The sequence below is a fragment of the Longilinea arvoryzae genome (genome assembly GCF_001050235.1).
Classification (GTDB): domain Bacteria; phylum Chloroflexota; class Anaerolineae; order Anaerolineales; family Anaerolineaceae; genus Longilinea; species Longilinea arvoryzae.
This window is the reverse complement of sequence record NZ_DF967972.1, coordinates 2,609,045-2,626,870: the sequence shown is the minus strand read 5'-3', so window position 1 is coordinate 2,626,870 and position 17,826 is coordinate 2,609,045. Positions and strand designations below refer to the sequence as shown.

The following is a 17,826-nucleotide window of genomic DNA, read 5'->3' as shown; positions in this document are numbered from 1 at the left end:
ACAAAGCCTTGTTCACGGGGGCGAATGCTGGTAAAATGAACCCTGTTCTGATCGTCCCTATAGCGCAATGGATAGAGCACCAGCCTCCGGAGCTGGGAGTGACGGTTCGAGTCCGTCTAGGGACACTAAACCCGCCGACCGGCGGGTTTATTCTTAATCTGATTCTTATCTTACTCTTACAATTTCTAAACAATTTTCCGGTAAGATAGATCATAGTTATTCGGATGAAAATTCAGGGAAACCTGCGTCTGGAATCGGGAGAAAGGATTTATGATGTTTTTCGGTGGATACGGAATTTACCTGCTCTTCAGTTTGCCGGCCTTGCTGCTGGGCATGTGGGCGCAATACAAGGTAAAATCCGCGTTTGAGCATTATTCCAAGGTGCGCAGCTATACCGGACTGACCGGAGCTGAAGTCGCCCGCCGGATGCTGGATAACCACGGATTGAACAACGTCAAGGTGGAACAGGTCGGTGGATTCCTCAGCGACTACTACGATCCGACGACGCGCACCCTGCGCTTGAGCCCGGAAGTCTATCAGGCCAACAGTCTGGCCGCGGCCGGCGTTGCCGCGCACGAATCCGGACATGCCGTCCAGCACGCCGAAGGTTACAGCGCGTTGAAATTTCGCACCGCCATGGTCCCCAGCGTGCAAATCGGCAGCTGGCTGGGCCCGATCATCTTCATGGTGGGGTATTTCTTCTCGTCCAATTCGCTGGCCTGGGCCGGCTTGATCCTGTTTGGCCTGACCGCCCTGTTTGCCCTGGTTACGCTGCCGGTGGAATTGAACGCCACCAGCCGGGCCAAGAGCTGGTTGAGCACCAGCGGCGTGGTTTACAATACCGAAATGGAAGGAATTAATCGTGTGCTGGATGCCGCTGCGCTCACATACGTGGCTGCCGCGATTCAAGCCATTTCCACGGTTCTGTATTATCTCTTCCTGTTGCTCGGTCGGCGTCGCGACTGACTCATCCTAAATCAAAAAACATCGACGGGCGCGGTTGCGCCCGTCTTTGATTCCGGTCTGGGTATAATTCAACTATGTCCAATCTTCCCAGGCTGTCTGCCCTGCTCCTGACCCTGTGCGCGTTGATGTCCGCCTGTGCTGGCGCTGCGCCGGGGCCGGAAAGCACTCTTACCCCAACGCAAGTATGGCAACCCGCCGACCTGCGCCTGCTCGATCCCGTTGACTCGCCCTCGCCCGCGCAGGATCTGATCGCCGCTTATCTGCGCCTGAGTAAAACCGATCTTCAAATTCGCCTGGATCTGCTGGGGAATGAAGATCCGTTGGGCTACGATCTTCACATTGCGTTGGATTTCCTTCCCGGCCGCGGTAAAGAATTGCCCTTTGATTCAGGTAACGCCTTTGGCTGGGATGTAATCCTGACTGCATCCGCCAACCAGGACCCGCGTATGATCGTTCGTGATGGGTTATTCCTGGCCCGGGTTTTTTTGCCGCGCGTGGTCCGGGATTCCTTTCTTGACTGCGCCGTTCTTTCCATACCGTCGCAACTCTTCTCGGGCAGCCGTCAAATCAGCGCCTGGGCCTGGATTAGTTCGCCGGATACCGAGGAAGTCCTCGACACACTCGGCCCGTTTCAATTGGAAGGCGCCGTTCCGGCGCGCGCACCCGTGCTTTTGGAATTCTGGAATACGCTTCCGGCTCGCACCCCGGCCCAGCTTTTGCGGCGCTGGGACGGCGCCCATACCGGTCCGTACGGCCAACGGCATGGTCTTGTTTATCTATTGAAGGCGGCTCAAACTCACCGCGTCCCAATCACCCTGCTCGACCTGGCCCAACCCCAAAGCCTACGCGGCTTGACCCAGGTGGGAGGACTGGATTTAGTACGCCAGATGGCGAATTCCGGCCTCTTGAGTCTGCCGGATAACGGTTATGCGTCGCCTGCTTTCTCGACGGAAAATGCGGCATTCTATCGGAAGATCGCCGCTGGATTCGCGTTGCCGGTAGGAAAGGCCTCCTACGGATACACTCAAAACGGTGGCATTCGCCAGCCGGACCTGGTTTACGCAGCGCTACAGGATGCGGGCCACATCGCGTTTTTCGATGGCGTCCGTTTTGTGCCTGCCCGGTTTTCGATGGGATCCCAATCCAGCGAAACGATTGGGCGGGATGGACTGACCCGGGCCGCGCTGCGGAAGCTGTTGGATATCGCCCTCAGTCAGGACCCGGCTGACCTGGCCGTTCTGGGTGGCAGCCTGCCCGAAAGCGCGTGGGGCGATCTGACCGTTGCCGATCAGGCCATGCAATATATCGCCGGCCATCCGTGGATTCACCCGCTCTCCACCTCGGACCTGGTGGTGTTCCCAACACTCGAGAAACAAGGTCTATACGAAGTTTTTACGTGTCCGGAGGACTCCCTGTGCAGCGGAAGCACCACCCCGGTCGCGGTTTTGACGCCGTATGGAATGCCGGCCGCCAATCCGATCGAGTCGACTGAACTTACGCGGCTGATATTCCAGAGCCTTTCCCGGCTGCCCTCCGATCCGTTCGCCAATGCCGCCCGCGGGATGGTATCCGCGTTAACCCAGCCGGCGGTCAATTCGCACCTGGCTCAGCTCAACGCATCCGCGCTTGGCCAGGTCGGCTTTCTGATCGAAGCCAGCCGGTGGAACCAACAGCCCTCCGCCCAGGCCGGGTGTAATCTGGATTTGGATTGGGACGGTTACCCTGAATGCGTACTATCGGATCTGGATTTCTTCAGCGTCCTCGATCCCGAAGGTGGCCGGTTGGCCTTCGCTGCCGTACGCCGCGGGGCGCAGGCGGTCCAGTGGATGGGTCCGACATTCGAAACCGCCGGTCTGTCTGCTGAAACGGGCAATTCGGATACGTTGGCGAATTCAAGCGAAGTCATCGGCGCCTTTGCGGATCCGGGCTCGGATTGGGCGGTTTATACAGCAACGCCGGAAGACAATCGAATCACCCTCCGGGATGACCGGCGTGGAATCACCCGCATTTTCTCACTTAGTGACGGAACTCTGGAAATCAGGCTGGAGAATGACCCGACCCCACACCGCCTGCCGATCTTTCTGTCCTGGCTGCCGGGCGCCGGAGATCTGGATGCCGGCGACACCGTCGTTCGCTGGCCGCTTTCCTCGGACTTCAACGCCGAACTGAAGGTCCAGGGCGCGGCGATCATCGATCACGCAGGTGTTACCGATGCATTGCCACTCCTGAGACAATCCGAAGACCCAGATCGGGCCTATCCCGCCGGCCATTACTTGCCATTTCCATTTCTCATTCTGGAGTTCGACGCTGAAAAGGATCTTACATTGACAATTTCGGTCAAATAACCACGATTATTTGCAAAAAACTTCACAACTCGATTAAAAAGCCTTATACTTCAATCAACAGCAACGCCGGTGAGCGGTTTGGGGTCATGAATACCAGAGGCTGCTCACGACCTTTCCAGTGTAAATTTCGCAGGGACACGAATGGAAACCGAAAAAATACCTGATATCGTTATTGGCCGGTTGCCGCGTTATCTCCAGGCGCTGCAACGATTGCAGCAGGAAAAAAAGCTCACCACCAATTCGAAAGAACTCGGCGAACGCCTGGGGATCTCTGCCGCCCAGATTCGGAAAGATCTGTCGCAATTTGGTGAATTTGGCAAACAGGGCACTGGCTATTCGGTGCCATTTCTGATCAACAAGTTGCAATCCATCCTGAATGTCACCAGTGTGTGGGATATCGTACTGGTCGGCATGGGTGACCTGGGCCACGCCCTGGCGCGATACCAGGGATTTGCCAATCACGGGTTCCGCGTGGCCATGGTTTTCGACAACGACCCCCAGATTATCGGCAGACAGGTCGGTTCTTTCACCATTCAAGACACCACAGACCTGGTCGAAAAGGTAAGCCAGGCCGGCATTCGCGTGGCGATGCTGACGGTTCCGGCCTCGGCGGCCCAGGAAGTGGCCGAAAAGCTGGTCAAGGCTGGCGTGAAGGCCATTCTGTCTTACGCGCCCATCACGCTCAATTTGCCAGTTGATGTCCACGTCGATTATATCGACCCCATCCTGAAACTCCAGCACATGACGTATTACCTGGATTGATCGATAAAAGAATACAGCGGCTCTTGAAAAAGGGCCGCTGTGATTCTTTATGTAATTCCTTTAATACACGCTCACCAGGCTGCGTCGCAGCGCCTCGCGGTTGGCGAGCGCCTTGGCGGCGCCTTCCGCCGTACAGGTCAAGGGATTATCCACCAGATAGGCCGGAATACCCAGCGCCTTGGTCAGGTAACGATCGATGCCCCGCATCAACGCGCCGCCGCCACAAATCGCAACGCCGCGATCGATGATGTCCGAAATTAATTCGGGAGGCGTCTTCTCCAGCACCCGCCGCACCATGCCGACTAATTCGTTCAGCGGATCCTGGAGTGCGTCCACGATTTCATCCGTTGTCAGATTGACCGGTTTGGGCAGACCGGATACCTGGTCCTGTCCCTGAACCTCGAGCGCCATTTGCGAGTCCTGGGCAACGGCGGCGCCGATCCGAATCTTGAGCTGTTCGGCGGTCGGCTGGCCGATGATCATTCCGTACTTCTTGCGGACATACGAAATGATGGCTTCGTCCATTTTCAAGCCGCCCGTGCGCGAGGTTTCAGCCGTTACGATGTCGTTCATTGCCAAAACTGCGGCCTGGTTGGTCCCGCCGCCCAGGCTGATGATCATATTACCGGAGGGCGTTCCGATCGGTAAATCGACTCCCAACGCAGCTGCCAGCGGCTGCCGTACCAGGTACACTTCGCGCGCACCGGCGCCGATGCCGGCCTCATGCACCGCGCGGCTTTCGACGCTGGTGGTGCCGTAAGGGATAGTGAGCATCACCCGCGGGCCGAAGAAGAAAGAGCGATTGCGCTGAATGATCTGGCCGAGTAATTTTTCCGTGATTTCAAAATCAGCGATCACGCCGTTTTGAAGCGGACGGATGATCTCGATGGATTCACCCACCCGGCCCATCATGTCTTTTGCAGCCTGTCCGATTTCGACGATTTTCTGTTCTGCCACAACCAGGGCAACCACAGTTGGCAATTCAAGAACAACCTGGTTCCCTTCAGCCATGATGGTATTAAAGGTTCCCAGATCTATTCCGAGTTCTCTTGAAAAGACAGGCATTCTATAATGATCCTTCCACTTTGTTCTCTATTACCCTCTTGACCTTCGTCCTTGTTGGTAGCGTCTTACGGCGTCGATTCGCAACGTGGACCGTCGCAAAGCTGCCTGAATCATCAGATAACGATCCTGATCGGATGGAATTCCTTCCTTGAGCATTTCTTCAGCGCGCGTTTTGGCGGCTTCCGCCCGGGCGACATCGATCTCGGCCACATTCTCTGCGGCGTCCGCCAAGACGGTTACCTGATCAGGTTGGACTTCTACAAATCCGCCGGCAACGGTAAAGTAATATTCTTCACCCTTCAGGCGTACCGTAATGATACCGTATTGTAAGGCTGTCAATACCGGGGAATGGTTGGGAAGAATCCCCATCACGCCATCGATACCCGGTAAGACGACCATATCGGCGTCGCCCTGGTAGACTATGCGATCTTGAGAAACAATCTCTGTGCGAATGGGCATGAAGGGCCCTCCTTACGCACTCATCAACGTCTTGGCTTTTTCCACCGCATCATCGATCGTACCGACCATATGGAATGCCTGCTCGGGAAGATCGTCGTGCTTGCCATCCAAAATCTCGCGGAAGCCACGGATCGACTCGCGCAGCGGAACATACTTGCCGGGGATGTTGGTGAACTGTTCGGCCACGAACATGGGCTGCGAGAAGAAACGTTCGATCTTGCGAGCCCGCGACACGATCAACTTGTCCTCTTCGCCCAGTTCGTCGATGCCCAGAATGGCGATGATGTCCTGCAAATCCTTGTAGCGCTGCAGCACCCGCTGGACCTCGCGCGCCGTGTTATAGTGTTCCTCACCGACAATGCGCGGATCCAGAATACGGGATGTGGACGCCAGCGGATCGACGGCCGGGTAGATGCCTTTTTCAGCAATCGAGCGTTCCAACGCGACGGTCGCATCCAGATGCGTAAAGGTCGCAACCGGCGCCGGGTCGGAGTAATCATCCGCCGGCACATAGACCGCCTGCATTGAAGTAATCGAACCCTGCCGGGTCGAGGTGATGCGCTCCTGAAGCTCGCCCATTTCCGTGGCCAGGGTCGGTTGATAACCCACCGCGGACGGCATACGGCCGAGCAGCGCCGAAACTTCCGAGCCGGACATGGTAAAACGGAAGATGTTGTCGATGAAGAGCAGCACATCTTTGCCCTGATCGCGGAAATATTCCGCCATCGCCAGGCCGGTCAGCGCCACGCGCAGACGAACGCCCGAAGGCTCATTCATCTGTCCAAAGACCATGACCGTATCTTTCATGACGCCCGATTCGACCATTTCACGGTAAAGCTGCGTTCCTTCACGGGTCCGCTCGCCAACGCCGGCGAAAACGGAATTCCCCTGGTGCACCGTGGCGATCGAACGGATCAATTCCATGATGATGACCGTTTTGCCGACGCCTGCGCCGCCGAAAATACCCGTCTTGCCGCCCTTGGTAAAAGGCGCAATCAGGTCGATGGCTTTCATACCGGTTTCGAAAACTTCGACGCGCGTGGCCTGATCTTCGAAATCAGGTGCCGGGCGGTGGATCGGGTAATACAAATCCGATTCAACCGGGCCCAGATTGTCCACCGGAACTCCCAAAACGTTAAATATGCGCCCCAGCGAATTCTTGCCAACCGGTACTTTAATGGGCGCGTAGGTCCGTGCAACCGGCGTACCGCGCTGCAACCCATCCGTAGAATCCATGCCAATACAGCGAACCCAGTTATCCGGTAATTGTTTTTGGACTTCCATCACCATATCCGGCATTCCGTTGCGGGATATGGTCAAGGCTTCATAGATAGAAGGCAGGTCGCCTTCCGGGAACGCCACATCCACAACCGCGCCCTGAATTTGAACGATGCGTCCTCTCGCTTGATCCATCGGTAATCCCTCCACCTTCGGTAATTTGTGCTCTCAGGCTTTTCCCGCAAGGGTCTCAGCCAGCGCGTTCGCCCCACCGGCGATATCCAACATTTCATTGGTGATCGCCTGTTGACGGGCTTTGTTGTATTCCATTTCAAGTACAGCGACAATGTCGCGTGCACTATCGGTTGCATTCCGCATCGCCACCATGCGTGCGGCATGCTCGCTGGCTTGTGAAGACAAGACAGCCTGATACACTTGCAGGGCCGTAAATCTGGGTATGATTTCGCTTAATAAGGTGACTTCATCCGGTTCATAGGAAAAAACGGCCGCGGAAGGATGCGTTGTCGAACGCCCGTGCGTGTGGCTGGTGATTTCGATATCCAAAGGCAGCAGCTTTTCAACGACTGGTTCCTGTTTCATCATATTGATGAATTCAGTATAGACCACATACACCTGGTCGACCTCACCCTTAAGATATTCATCGATCGCCAGATGGCCCACGGCGGACAATTCCGCATAGGTTGGTGCATTTTGAATATCACTGAATTCAGCCATCACCGGCCGGCCGCGCCGCATCAACATATCGCGGCCCTTGCGTCCCACGGCGATGTATTCAACCGGCGCTCCAAAATTGCCAAAGGCCTTTTGAGCCTGCCGCATAACGTTAACATTATAAGAACCAGCCAGGCCGCGATCGCTGGTAATCAAGATTACCAGCGCTTTTTTCACTTCCGCGCGCTGCACCAGGAGCGGATGCAGGGAGGTATGTCCGGGTTGGCGGGCCAAATGCACCAGCACTTTCCAGGCTTTTTCCGTATATGGCCGGGTTGCGTTCTCAGCCTGCACCGCTTTGCGCACTTTGCTGGCGCTGACGGTTTCCAGTGCTTTGGTGACATGAGATAAGCTTCTTACGCTCCGGATCCGGAGCCGCATCTCTTTTGCAGATGGCATTCAGGTTCCTTTTCCAGAAGATTTCAGAAGGTCGCGTTGAAGGTCTGCAAAGCTTCGCGCAGGCGGGGTTCGATCTCTTTGGTGATCTGTTTCCGCTCGGCAATCTCTTTGCCGACTTCAGGATAGGATGTCTCCATGTAGCGCAGCATGGCCGTTTGCCATTCCTTGATGCGTTCAACAGGAACCGTATCCGTAAAGCCATTGATGCCGGCGAACAGGATCATGACTTCATTCTCAAGGGACATTGGCACATATTGCGGCTGCTTGAGAACTTCTTGCAGACGCTGCCCGCGATTTAGCTGCGCCTTGCTGGCTTTATCCAGGTCAGACCCAAACTGCGCAAAGGCAGCCAGTTCGCGATAGGAGGCCATATCCAGGCGCATACGCCCGGCGACCTGTTTCATGGCTTTCGTCTGGGCGGAACCACCCACGCGCGAAACCGAAATACCCACATTGATGGCCGGGCGAATGCCCGCGTTGAACAGGTTGTTTTCCAGGTAAATCTGGCCGTCCGTGATCGAAATCACGTTGGTCGGAACATATGCAGAAACATCCCCCAGCAGGGTCTCGATGATGGGCAGAGCCGTCAGCGAGCCACCCGAACCGGCCAATTTAGCGACCTTATAACCATCCGCACCGCCATCCAGTGACTGGATGGCCTGTTCAGCTTCATGCTCGCTGCGTGGTCCGTCGAAAACCTGCTCGTTGACGCTTTCCTTGAGGGTTGCAGTCTTACCGGAGAAATCCTTCGGCACAATGACATATTTTACGGCCAGGCGGGCTGCCCGTTCCAGCAAACGCGAATGCAGGTAGAACAAATCACCCGGATAAGCTTCACGACCTGGTGGACGCCGGAGCAGCAAAGAGACCTGGCGATATGCCCAGGCATGTTTGGATAGATCGTCGTAAATGACCAGCGCGTCCCGACCGGATTCCATGAACTCTTCGCCGATCGAGCAGCCGGAATAGGGAGCGATATATTGCATGCCGGCGGGCTCGTCTGCGGCGGCCACCACCACCACGGTATGCGCCATGGCTCCATAGCTTTCCAACAAGGAGACTGTCCGCGCGACCGCGGCCTTTTTCAAGCCAATGGCCACATAGATGCAGATCAGATCCTTGCCCTTTTGATTGATGATCGTATCCACCGCGATGGCGGTCTTGCCGGTCTGGCGGTCGCCGATAATCAATTCACGTTGGCCGCGCCCGATCGGGATCATGGAATCGATTGCGATGATACCCGTCTGGACCGGGGTATCCACATCCTGGCGCGCCACAACCCCTGGAGCAATACGTTCGATGGGACGGAAATTCGAGAATTGAATAGGGCCTTTTCCATCGATCGGATCGCCCAGCGCATTCACCACCCGCCCAATCAGGCCGTCGCCGACGGGCACGCTCGCGATACGTCCCGTGGAATGAACCTGCATACCTTCACTAATCGTCGAATAATCACCCAAAATAATGACGCCAACCTGATCTTTTTCAAGGTTGAAGGCGATACCCATCACACCATTCGCGAACTCGACCAATTCCTGCGATTGGATATTGGCCAGGCCGCTTACCTGAGCAATACCATCCCCGGCTTCGATGACATTGCCGACATTACGAACCTCAAGTTGAGGCTGGAACGACTCGATCTTACTTTGCAGATCACTCGTGAGTTTATTGATCAGGTCTGACATTGAACCTCCAGGCCGAAATAGCCAAAAATAAAGGGTTATTCAGTAAAACTTGCCACCGCGGCTGCGTCCAGTCGTGGAATGAGAGCTGTCAGTAATTTCACAGCCGCTTCGAAGTCGTCGCGGTGAAGGATCGATGAATGGGAGTGAATGTGGCGGGCAGGTACGGCCAGCACGATCGTCGGCACGCCGGTCTTGTGTAAATGAATGACGCCGCCATCGGTTGCCCCGCCTTCGATGGTCGATGTTTGCAACGGAATATTCAGTTCACGCGCGGTGTCCATCACCAGGTCGCGCAGTTTTAAGTTCGGGATCATCCGGGCATCATAAAGCAAAATGGATGGACCCTTGCCCAGTTTTACAGAACATTCTTCCGGCGTCACCCCCGGAACATCCCCGGCAATATCGGCTTCCAGGACGATGGCTACATCGGGATCCACGGCTTCGACGCTCGTATTCGCGCCCCGAATTCCGACTTCCTCCATGACCGTTGAAACGCCAAAAATTGTATTGTCATGCCGGACGGATTTCAAGGCTTCGAGTACAGAAATCACCAGGGCAACCCCCACCCGGTCGTCGAATGCCTTGGAAAGATAGGTCTTGCCGGTGGCAAGTTCGACAAAATCGGATCGGGGAACGATCGGATCCCCCGCGCGCACTCCGGCAGCTTCCACTTCTTCCAGATTGACCGCGCCGATGTCGATATACATATCTTTCTTCTCGACCACTTTCGCTTTCTCGGCTGCCGAAAGCAAATGGGGAGGCTTGACGCCAATTACACCCACCACATCCCCCTGGCGGGTTTTGATGATCACTCTCTGCCCTAATAAAACCTGATCGAACCAGCCGCCCAACGGTATAAACTTGATATAGCCTTCTTTTGTGATCTGTTTGACCATGAAGCCAATTTCGTCCATGTGGCCGGCCAGCATCACACGTGGGTTTGCGGCGCTGCCGTCTTGCCGGCAGATCAAACTTCCAATTCCATCCTTGGAAACCTCGCCCAGCGGTTCAAAATATTTACGAACGATCTCACGCACCGGAGTTTCATACCCAGGCACACCATGCGCCTCGGTCAAATTTTTCAGCAACTGGACCGTCGCGTCCATGAGCTCTCCTTAATTATGGTTTCGGGGATTTTTTAACCAAAAGCATGCCAGCGGGCATAAAGACTGGCGTCCGGATGAATGATACCTGAAAGAGAAGTCCTTGTCCAGTTGAAATTGCGTGGCAAAATGGATCTTCCGACCTATTTCATGAAAAACTGCAGGGCGAGTCGCAATCTTTCTTCGACGTCCTTGGTGGCGTCGCGCGGGATGGACTGGATGGCCGCCTGGGCCTCCACCACGCTGTAACCGAGCCCGGTCAGTCCGTCCAATACTTCCGCGTCCACATCCATCAACCCGGCGGCTTCGGCCAGTACACCTTCCGGCCCCACCTTTCCTTGCATGTGCAGCAAAATCTTTTGAGCGGTCTTCTTGCCAACCCCGGGTACCCGGCTGAAGACATCCGCCTGCTCGCTCAACACAGCTCGCCGGATTGAATCCACCGATAGAACGGAGAGAATCGCCAATGCAATCCGCGGCCCGACGCCGTTGACCCCCAGAAGCAGGCTGAAGTAATTCCGTTCCATCTCGGTCTCGAAGCCGTACAACGTAAGCGCATCTTCCCGAACGACCAGATGGGTCTGTAAAAAGGTATACTGCCCCGGCCGGGCAGCGCTGCAAGTGGCGGTGGGCGCAAACACCCGCAGGCCGATTCCGCCAACCAGAATCACCAGGTTATCGTTCCCCTGGCTCAGCACTTCCCCTTGAATGCTGGCGATCATGCCACCTCCTGCTTCTGGTTAAAGACTTCATATAAGACCACAGCGGTTGCCACCGCCAGGTTGAGCGAATCGCTGATCCCGACCATCGGAATTCGCACCACCGCATCGCACAGTTCAAGATGCCTGGGTTGCAATCCCTGGCGTTCGCTGCCCATCAGGATTGCCAGGTTTCTCGGATATTCGTAGGTATGGTAGTCTTGTTCGGCTTTATCTGAAGTGCCCACCACCCCAATCCCGCTGCTTTTCTTCCACTGCAAAAACTCGTCGAAACTTGCCTTGACCAGTTTCTGGCTGAACAGGGCGCCCATGCTGGCCCGAATGCAGGATGGATCATAAGGATCGGTGCTCTGATCGAGCAGAATCACCCCGCGGCAGCCGGTGGAATCGCTCGTCCGTAAAATGGTTCCCAGATTGCCGGGGTCAGCGACCGAATCCAGCACCACCCAGCAATCGCCCGGTTGGGCGGTAACATCCGCCAGACGGGTCCATTTTTGAGTCAGGATGGCCGCGATGCCCTGCGGACCTTCTTTTAAAGAAAAGCTCTGAAAGACCTGTTCGCTGACCTCGAGAACCTGCCCGCCCTTTTCGAGATGATTCTGGACCAACTTCTGGCCGAAATCCGAGATCAATAATTCGGGCGCCGAAATCAACGTCTCGATCCTGGCGCCTTGTTGGACTGCCTCGCCAACGATTCGCAGGCCTTCGATATAAAACAGGCCCGTCGCCTGGCGTTCTTTTCGCTCGCGGAGTTTGCGAATTTCTTTGATCCGTGGGTTGGCGGTGCTGGTGATCATGAGGTGTGTTTCAATCCGAATTGATCAATTGATTCAAACGATAGCTGTGCAAATGGCAGATGGCGACGGCCAATGCATCCGCGGCGTCGTCCGGCTTGGGGATGCTTTTCAGGTTCAACAAAGCGCGCACCATCTGTTGAACCTGGTTTTTATCCGCGCCACCGTAGCCGACCACGGACTGTTTGATCTCCATGGGGGTGTATTCGCCAACCACAAGCCCGGCTTGGGCCAGGGAAAGAAGCACAACCCCGCGCGCCTGCCCCACCGTGATGGCAGTGGTCACATTTCGAGAGAAAAAAAGCTTCTCCACCGCTGCACTTTCCGGGCGGTGGAGAAGAATGATCCGTTTCAGCTCTTCATAGAGCATGACCAGGCGTTGTTCCTGCGGAAGTCCTGCTGGAGTCAGGATTACGCCGAAATCGACGACTTCCAATCCCTGGTCGGTATCCCGGACCAGTCCAAAACCGGTTGTCGCCGTTCCGGGATCGATCCCAATAACCAGCACGGATTATTCGGCCTCCATCGCCGCCATGGCTTCTTCCGACATCTTGAGGTTGGAAAAGACGTTTTGGACGTCATCCAGATCTTCAATCTGTTCGATTCCATGCATGGCCTGTAGGGTATCCGAAACCGACAGTTCCATTTCCTGGTTGGCGACAAAACGCAATTCAGCCTCGTCGGGTTGAATGCCTGCCTTACGCAGAGCGTCGATCAGAGTCTTGAAGGATTCGACCGGTCCGAAGATTTCGATTTCATCGCCGTCCTGGGTCACATCATCCGCGCCGCCTTCGACAGCCAACTCAAAAATCTTATCGAAATCATTGCCGGCGGCAGGAATCGAGAAATAAGAGACCCGGCGGAATTGCCATGAAACCGACCCGGATTCGCCCAGGTTGCCGCCTAAACGGCTGAGCATGTGGCGCAAATCGGCCACCGTTCGGTTGCGATTTTCGGTCACACATTCTACGATGAGAGCCACACCATTGGACCCATAACCTTCGTAGAATACCTGCTCGAAAATCACACCATCTTTACTGTCACCGGTACCGCGCTTAATGCCACGCTCGATGTTTTCCTTCGGCATACTTTGCGCCCGGGCCTTATCCACTGCGATCCTTAGCCGAAAATTCGAATCGATATCGCCGCCACCTTCACGTGCTGCCATGACAATCTCGCGCGTCAGACGGGTGAACAACTGCCCTCTTTTGGCATCGCTCGCACCCTTCTTCCGCCTAATGGTCGCCCAATGGGAATGACCTGACATACTTGCTTCTCCTTTAACAACCAGCATGTGGCAAATTACGGATTTTGCAGAATTATACCATTTTTCTTTTATCGCGGAAGTTTATACAACATTTTTTACATCGGTTGATTCTTGCCTAAATCACTCCGAATTTAACATTTTTGTAAGAATTAAAGTTCATAACCTGTTAGCTGGTAGAATATAACCAATAAACAACCTTTATTTTCGTAAATGGATAGCAATAACTAACAATAATACAACATGGCACGTTTTCTTATCCTGATCAGCCTTTTCTTTGCCTTCCTGGCCCCTGGCCCGAACCAGCCGGTTCAGACCATCCAGATTCCTCAAACCGGTACCGCCGGAAACACCTCCACCCAAACAAAAAATAGTGCCAGCCTGCCTTCGTTGACTACTTTCCTCCCCGCCATCAAAAACGGAAATGCAAAACAATTGGTGGGCGTATTTATCGATCGAACCTTTGCATTTCGAATCGTTCAACAGCCGGCCTCGAACGCAGGTTTCGTCTCCAGCGAGCCTGAGGTGGTGACCCAGTTCAGTCTGGCCTCGCAATATGGTTCGATCGGTCTATTGGCGCACAACACAGCCGCGGGCGAATACTTCGCCGACATCACCAACGGCCAGAAGATCATCCTGGTTTACGGCGACGGACATCTGAAATATTATCAGGTCACTCAGATTCGGAAATTCCAGGCGCTTTCTCCAACCAGCCCCTACTCGAATTTTGCAGATCTCGCTGCGCCGGATAGGGTCCTGAGCGTCGAGAATCTCTTCTACCAGATTTATCAGAGCGATGGGGATCTGGTTTTTCAAACCTGCATCGAAAAGAACGGCGAGTCTTCCTGGGGACGGCTATTTATCATCGCCCATCCGATCGAATTTTCCGCACCCGCCCGCCATTTCCGCTTTTCACGATTGGCGCAATTCAATACGCTGCCGCTGGCAATCGAGTAAGCGGTCAAATCCTGCCAAATACTCACTGTTGTTTTGCTTTTTGAACATCCGCGTACACCGGGCTGGCAACGATGATCAACCGGTGCGTGTTCGTGTATGCCGGCCAGCAGGTAACCAGGGTCAATCGAATATCGTCTGAAGGCTCGATCCAACGCGCATTATCCAGCCGGGTTGCAAGGTCAGCGTCTCGCTCCGGTAAAATCAACACGTTGGCCACCTGGAATTCTAAAGAAGTAGTCCCGGAATAAACGAATATTCGATCGCCGGGGACGAGATCCACCAACCGGCCGAACACTTTCCCGTGCACATTATGGTGGCCGTTCAAAACGGTATTGCCAACCTTTCCCAGCGGTGCGGAATTTGAGTGCCAGCCGGCCGCAAACTGATCCGGGGCCAGGAATTGCACGTATTCAATCCCCTCGATCTTGACATTTTGTTCTTCGGCCGGAATCACCGGGGCATCCAGCTCGATTTTTGGAATCACGATACGATCCGGTTTCAGGGGGCCAGCCGGCGTGGTTGTGGGCTCAGGCGTTTCGTTGCCCTGAATGGGCGGCGTGGCCGGCTCCCCGGGTAAGAAACCGGCGGCCGGGGCTGGCTGCAGCGTCGGAGCGCTCTCGCGGTGGTCCACCGCAAACAGCATCGGCAGGAAACCGCCGCCCTGATTCGATTCGGCGAAGGCAGCCGGTTGCTCGCCGGTTCTCCCTTGAGAAAGGCTGGCCGAAAATCCAGCCACACCGGCAAGCAACAGGATTAAGCCAATGACAATCAAGCGAGTCGATTTCATAATCTTCACGTGAAAGATGCGCCCTTATTCAGGGCGCATCGATCTTCACTTTCTATCGTAAAGCGTCCTACTTGCGGCGCGGCCGCTTCGAAATTCCAGTCAGGACCAATCCCAATCCCGCGAATACCAATCCCAGATTGATAAAGAAGGCTGACGGGTTCGCAACGGAAACACTTTGAACCGTGAGATCAGCGCCGGTTACCGGAATCAACACGTTTCGAGTGGGTTGAGGTGGCGGCAAAGTGGCCGGGTTGCCGGGCGTGTTGGTGATTGCCTGCGTTTCCTGCGGCGTCGGGGAAGCATCAACCGGCGAGGTTGGCGTGCCGCCGCTGGTCACTTCCGTCGAAGTGGCGGTGAATTCCACCACCTGCGTGGCCGTCGGTTCGGGTGTATCCGGGGTCGGTACATCCGAGGTATTGGTCGCGGTCGGAACCGGGGTATCCGTGGACGTTGATTCCACAGTCGCCGTGAGGGTTGGGGACGGCACCGGCGTATCCGTGGGCGGGGTGACCAGGGTTGGAGTGGATGTTTCGGTTGGCACCGGAGTGTCGGTGGGGGTATTGACTTCCGTCGGAGTCGCCGTTTCGGTTGGTGCGGTGGTATCTGTGGCAGTCGGGGTCATGGTCTCAGTCGGCGTAAGTGTTTCTGTCGGTGTGGTGGTTTCGGTCGGCGTCACCGTCAACGTGACCGTGGGAGTCGGTGTTTCCGTCGGTGTTAGAGTATCCGTCGCGGTTGGCATCGAAGTCGCGCTCGGCGTGGCGGTATTTTGGATACAGGATTGGGCGGGCGCCGTCAACGAAATCGTCCGCAATCCCATCGGCCAATGGTACCAGGTCAGCGTGATCGTATGGTTGATGAGGTTGTTTGTCACAACCAGATTTTGGGTTTGGTTCGGGCCCAAATATCCACCGTCCACCGGGCTGCCGCCATCCAATGACCAGGTAAAGGTTGCATCCAGGTACAGGTTATCGTTGACGACGGCCCACTGCAGGTTGTTATCCACCGTACAGACATAGGTAAGCTGGAGATATTTCTTGCAGGCCGGCAAGCTGCTGGCTTCGGCTACGACGACTCCGTGAACCAGAAGCTGGACGGTTTTCGCCGCACCGGCGGTCGTTGTGAACGTGAGGGTTTCGTAGGCGCCAATCGTAAAACCACCCGATTCAGTACTGCCTACGACCTGCCAGGCGACATCCCCACTTAATGCAGAAACATTCCGAACGATCCAATAAAAACGGCCGGTTTGTTGTTCTTCGACGTACCCACAGATGCCTTCCAGTTCCAGTTGGATGGCTTCGTGGTCCAACGGGCCAACCGGCGTATCGTACGCGAAGGGTGCCGCCGCGGTAATACCGCCGCTGCCGTTCGTCCAAGAGCCCGGTTCATCGATGCGTTTTGCCTCCACGGGTGTCAGGACGGCTGAAAACAAAATACCAACCAGTAGGAACAGAACGCTCGAAGCATAGACCATTCGAGTTACTTGCTTTACCGAAAGGTGGATATGTTTCATAGGACAGACTCCCTTTACCATTGACCTCTGAATACCGATACTATTCTGTCTTCAGCTTGTAACCCATGCGGTCCATACTCTGGATCAAAGCGAAGTTTGGATCGATCTCCTCGAATTTCCGCCGCAGCAGAAAGATGAGGTACTTCGTGCGCTGGCGAACATTTGGGACGTCTTCTCCCCAGACGGTTTGCGCGATCACCGGATAACTGACGACCCCCGGAGCGTTCTTGGCCAGGAGCGCGAGAAGCGCGAACTCCTTCGCGGTGAGTTGGATGGAATGATTGCTGAAAATGACTTCCTGGGTCTTAATATCGATGACCAGCCCCACTTTCGGGAAGGTAAAACGGGTTGTCTCACGCGGCTGCTTTGCCCGCCTAAGCACCGCATTGATTCGGGCCACGACTTCACCCTTATAGAAGGGCTTTGTCATGTAATCGTCGACACCTTCGTACAGGCAACGCACAATTTCGTCCTTCGAAGATAATGCAGAAAGGACGATCACCGGTGCGTTCGAAAATTGGCGCAGGTTCTGCAGCGTCACCCAGCCGTCCATTTCGGGCATCATCAGGTCGAGCAGAACAAGGTCAGGCTGCACTTCACGCGCCCTTCGCAATGCCTCGACGCCATTGTTCGCGCTGAGCACATCGAACCCGGAGCTGCGCAAGATATGTTTGATTAATACAACCAGGTCGCTGTCATCATCTACAACCAAAACCCGGACGCGCTCGGTTGCATAGACTTCATCCAAATCAACCCCGGGGCTGATTGAGCTGTTGACTATGGCGCTCGAAGTATAGGCTTGCATCTCCACCTCCCCGACATGCGGAAAATGAGCTTAATAACAAAAAACCGACCGAAAGATCGGCCGGTTTCGCTATTAGGCTCCCTTAAACACTGTGCAGCACGGATCTCTTGCTGCTAAGCGACCATATTCAGTGTTCAGATCGTCGCCGCCAATGGAAAGTCATCCCCCACTTTCCCGGTTATGAAGATTGCCTGTTAAGGATTATTGCTATAAATAACCAAATAACTAATCGAATTCTAGCAGTTTAAGAAATGCT

17 protein-coding genes and 1 tRNA gene are annotated in these 17,826 nt (G+C 55.1%); 5 read left to right on the top strand and 13 right to left on the bottom strand.

Annotated elements, in window-relative coordinates:
* Positions 1-53: 53 nt before the first annotated feature.
* The 4 genes from LARV_RS11615 (at position 54) to LARV_RS11600 (ending at position 4,073) form a co-directional block, all read left to right on the top strand.
* A tRNA-Arg gene (locus LARV_RS11615) sits at positions 54-125 on the top strand.
* Between the two features lie 148 nt (positions 126-273).
* Positions 274-966 carry a zinc metallopeptidase gene (locus LARV_RS11610; protein WP_075073788.1) on the top strand — a complete coding sequence of 231 codons (693 nt, stop codon included), beginning with the start codon at positions 274-276 and terminating at the stop codon, positions 964-966.
* Between the two features lie 74 nt (positions 967-1,040).
* Positions 1,041-3,311 carry a hypothetical protein gene (locus LARV_RS11605; RefSeq protein ID WP_075073787.1) on the top strand — a complete coding sequence of 757 codons (2,271 nt, stop codon included), beginning with the start codon at positions 1,041-1,043 and terminating at the stop codon, positions 3,309-3,311.
* 141 nt (positions 3,312-3,452) lie between these two features.
* Positions 3,453-4,073, top strand: coding sequence for a redox-sensing transcriptional repressor Rex (locus LARV_RS11600; protein ID WP_075073786.1), 621 nt, complete (start codon positions 3,453-3,455; stop codon positions 4,071-4,073).
* A 60-nt stretch (positions 4,074-4,133) separates the two neighbouring features.
* Here the strand turns inward: LARV_RS11600 and mreB are convergent, their stop codons facing one another.
* From mreB to LARV_RS11550, 10 genes are all read right to left on the bottom strand, one after another.
* Positions 4,134-5,138: a rod shape-determining protein gene (gene mreB / locus LARV_RS11595; protein WP_075073785.1), complete on the bottom strand. Its 1,005-nt coding sequence runs from the start codon at positions 5,136-5,138 to the stop codon at positions 4,134-4,136.
* A gap of 30 nt (positions 5,139-5,168) precedes the next feature.
* Positions 5,169-5,597 carry a F0F1 ATP synthase subunit epsilon gene (locus tag LARV_RS11590; RefSeq protein WP_075073784.1) on the bottom strand — a complete coding sequence of 143 codons (429 nt, stop codon included), beginning with the start codon at positions 5,595-5,597 and terminating at the stop codon, positions 5,169-5,171.
* A 12-nt stretch (positions 5,598-5,609) separates the two neighbouring features.
* Positions 5,610-7,010: a F0F1 ATP synthase subunit beta gene (gene atpD, locus LARV_RS11585; protein WP_075073783.1), complete on the bottom strand. Its 1,401-nt coding sequence runs from the start codon at positions 7,008-7,010 to the stop codon at positions 5,610-5,612.
* A gap of 33 nt (positions 7,011-7,043) precedes the next feature.
* On the bottom strand, positions 7,044-7,946 hold the full coding sequence (gene atpG / locus LARV_RS11580) for an ATP synthase F1 subunit gamma (RefSeq protein WP_075073782.1): 903 nt from the start codon (positions 7,944-7,946) through the stop codon (positions 7,044-7,046).
* Positions 7,947-7,969: 23 nt separating this feature from the next.
* Positions 7,970-9,631 carry a F0F1 ATP synthase subunit alpha gene (gene atpA / locus LARV_RS11575; RefSeq protein ID WP_075073781.1) on the bottom strand — a complete coding sequence of 554 codons (1,662 nt, stop codon included), beginning with the start codon at positions 9,629-9,631 and terminating at the stop codon, positions 7,970-7,972.
* Positions 9,632-9,666: 35 nt separating this feature from the next.
* On the bottom strand, positions 9,667-10,737 hold the full coding sequence (locus LARV_RS11570; RefSeq protein WP_075073780.1) for a M42 family metallopeptidase: 1,071 nt from the start codon (positions 10,735-10,737) through the stop codon (positions 9,667-9,669).
* 140 nt (positions 10,738-10,877) lie between these two features.
* Entirely contained in the window at positions 10,878-11,456 is a 579-nt protein-coding gene (gene ruvA / locus LARV_RS11565; RefSeq protein WP_075073779.1) for a Holliday junction branch migration protein RuvA, read from the bottom strand.
* Positions 11,453-12,250 (bottom strand): TrmH family RNA methyltransferase, encoded by a 798-nt coding sequence (locus LARV_RS11560; RefSeq protein WP_075073778.1) that lies wholly within the window; start codon positions 12,248-12,250, stop codon positions 11,453-11,455. The genes ruvA and LARV_RS11560 overlap by 4 nt, the downstream gene beginning before the upstream one ends.
* Positions 12,251-12,260: 10 nt before the next feature.
* Entirely contained in the window at positions 12,261-12,755 is a 495-nt protein-coding gene (gene ruvC, locus LARV_RS11555) for a crossover junction endodeoxyribonuclease RuvC (RefSeq protein WP_075073777.1), read from the bottom strand.
* A 3-nt stretch (positions 12,756-12,758) separates the two neighbouring features.
* Entirely contained in the window at positions 12,759-13,514 is a 756-nt protein-coding gene (locus LARV_RS11550) for a YebC/PmpR family DNA-binding transcriptional regulator (protein WP_075073776.1), read from the bottom strand.
* Between the two features lie 240 nt (positions 13,515-13,754).
* Between LARV_RS11550 and LARV_RS11545 the strand changes: the two genes are divergently transcribed.
* On the top strand, positions 13,755-14,468 hold the full coding sequence (locus LARV_RS11545) for a hypothetical protein (protein WP_075073775.1): 714 nt from the start codon (positions 13,755-13,757) through the stop codon (positions 14,466-14,468).
* A 22-nt stretch (positions 14,469-14,490) separates the two neighbouring features.
* On the opposite strand, the gene LARV_RS11540 is transcribed toward LARV_RS11545, so the two are convergent.
* From LARV_RS11540 to LARV_RS11530, 3 genes are all read right to left on the bottom strand, one after another.
* Positions 14,491-15,255 (bottom strand): sortase, encoded by a 765-nt coding sequence (locus LARV_RS11540; RefSeq protein ID WP_075073774.1) that lies wholly within the window; start codon positions 15,253-15,255, stop codon positions 14,491-14,493.
* Between the two features lie 67 nt (positions 15,256-15,322).
* The gene (locus LARV_RS11535) at positions 15,323-16,765 is read right to left on the bottom strand and encodes a hypothetical protein (RefSeq protein ID WP_152031779.1); all 1,443 of its coding nucleotides are present in this window, start codon (positions 16,763-16,765) and stop codon (positions 15,323-15,325) included.
* A 40-nt stretch (positions 16,766-16,805) separates the two neighbouring features.
* A complete protein-coding gene (locus LARV_RS11530; protein ID WP_075073772.1) occupies positions 16,806-17,570 on the bottom strand; it encodes a response regulator transcription factor in 765 nt (254 codons plus the stop codon).
* Between the last annotated feature and the right edge of the window lie 256 nt (positions 17,571-17,826).

What these genes read in the sequence shown, in the direction of transcription:
- LARV_RS11540 (WP_075073774.1), bottom strand. Translation starts at nt 15,255, where the DNA reads ATGAAATCGACTCGCTTGATTGTCATTGGCTTAATCCTGTTGCTTGCC.
- LARV_RS11590 (WP_075073784.1), bottom strand. Translation starts at nt 5,597, where the DNA reads ATGCCCATTCGCACAGAGATTGTTTCTCAAGATCGCATAGTCTACCAG.
- atpD (WP_075073783.1), bottom strand. Translation starts at nt 7,010, where the DNA reads ATGGATCAAGCGAGAGGACGCATCGTTCAAATTCAGGGCGCGGTTGTG.
- atpG (WP_075073782.1), bottom strand. Translation starts at nt 7,946, where the DNA reads ATGCCATCTGCAAAAGAGATGCGGCTCCGGATCCGGAGCGTAAGAAGC.
- ruvA (WP_075073779.1), bottom strand. Translation starts at nt 11,456, where the DNA reads ATGATCGCCAGCATTCAAGGGGAAGTGCTGAGCCAGGGGAACGATAAC.
- atpA (WP_075073781.1), bottom strand. Translation starts at nt 9,631, where the DNA reads ATGTCAGACCTGATCAATAAACTCACGAGTGATCTGCAAAGTAAGATC.
- LARV_RS11610 (WP_075073788.1), top strand. Translation starts at nt 274, where the DNA reads ATGTTTTTCGGTGGATACGGAATTTACCTGCTCTTCAGTTTGCCGGCC.
- LARV_RS11600 (WP_075073786.1), top strand. Translation starts at nt 3,453, where the DNA reads ATGGAAACCGAAAAAATACCTGATATCGTTATTGGCCGGTTGCCGCGT.
- LARV_RS11545 (WP_075073775.1), top strand. Translation starts at nt 13,755, where the DNA reads ATGGCACGTTTTCTTATCCTGATCAGCCTTTTCTTTGCCTTCCTGGCC.
- LARV_RS11535 (WP_152031779.1), bottom strand. Translation starts at nt 16,765, where the DNA reads ATGAAACATATCCACCTTTCGGTAAAGCAAGTAACTCGAATGGTCTAT.
- LARV_RS11550 (WP_075073776.1), bottom strand. Translation starts at nt 13,514, where the DNA reads ATGTCAGGTCATTCCCATTGGGCGACCATTAGGCGGAAGAAGGGTGCG.
- LARV_RS11605 (WP_075073787.1), top strand. Translation starts at nt 1,041, where the DNA reads ATGTCCAATCTTCCCAGGCTGTCTGCCCTGCTCCTGACCCTGTGCGCG.
- LARV_RS11530 (WP_075073772.1), bottom strand. Translation starts at nt 17,570, where the DNA reads ATGCAAGCCTATACTTCGAGCGCCATAGTCAACAGCTCAATCAGCCCC.
- mreB (WP_075073785.1), bottom strand. Translation starts at nt 5,138, where the DNA reads ATGCCTGTCTTTTCAAGAGAACTCGGAATAGATCTGGGAACCTTTAAT.
- LARV_RS11570 (WP_075073780.1), bottom strand. Translation starts at nt 10,737, where the DNA reads ATGGACGCGACGGTCCAGTTGCTGAAAAATTTGACCGAGGCGCATGGT.
- LARV_RS11560 (WP_075073778.1), bottom strand. Translation starts at nt 12,250, where the DNA reads ATGATCACCAGCACCGCCAACCCACGGATCAAAGAAATTCGCAAACTC.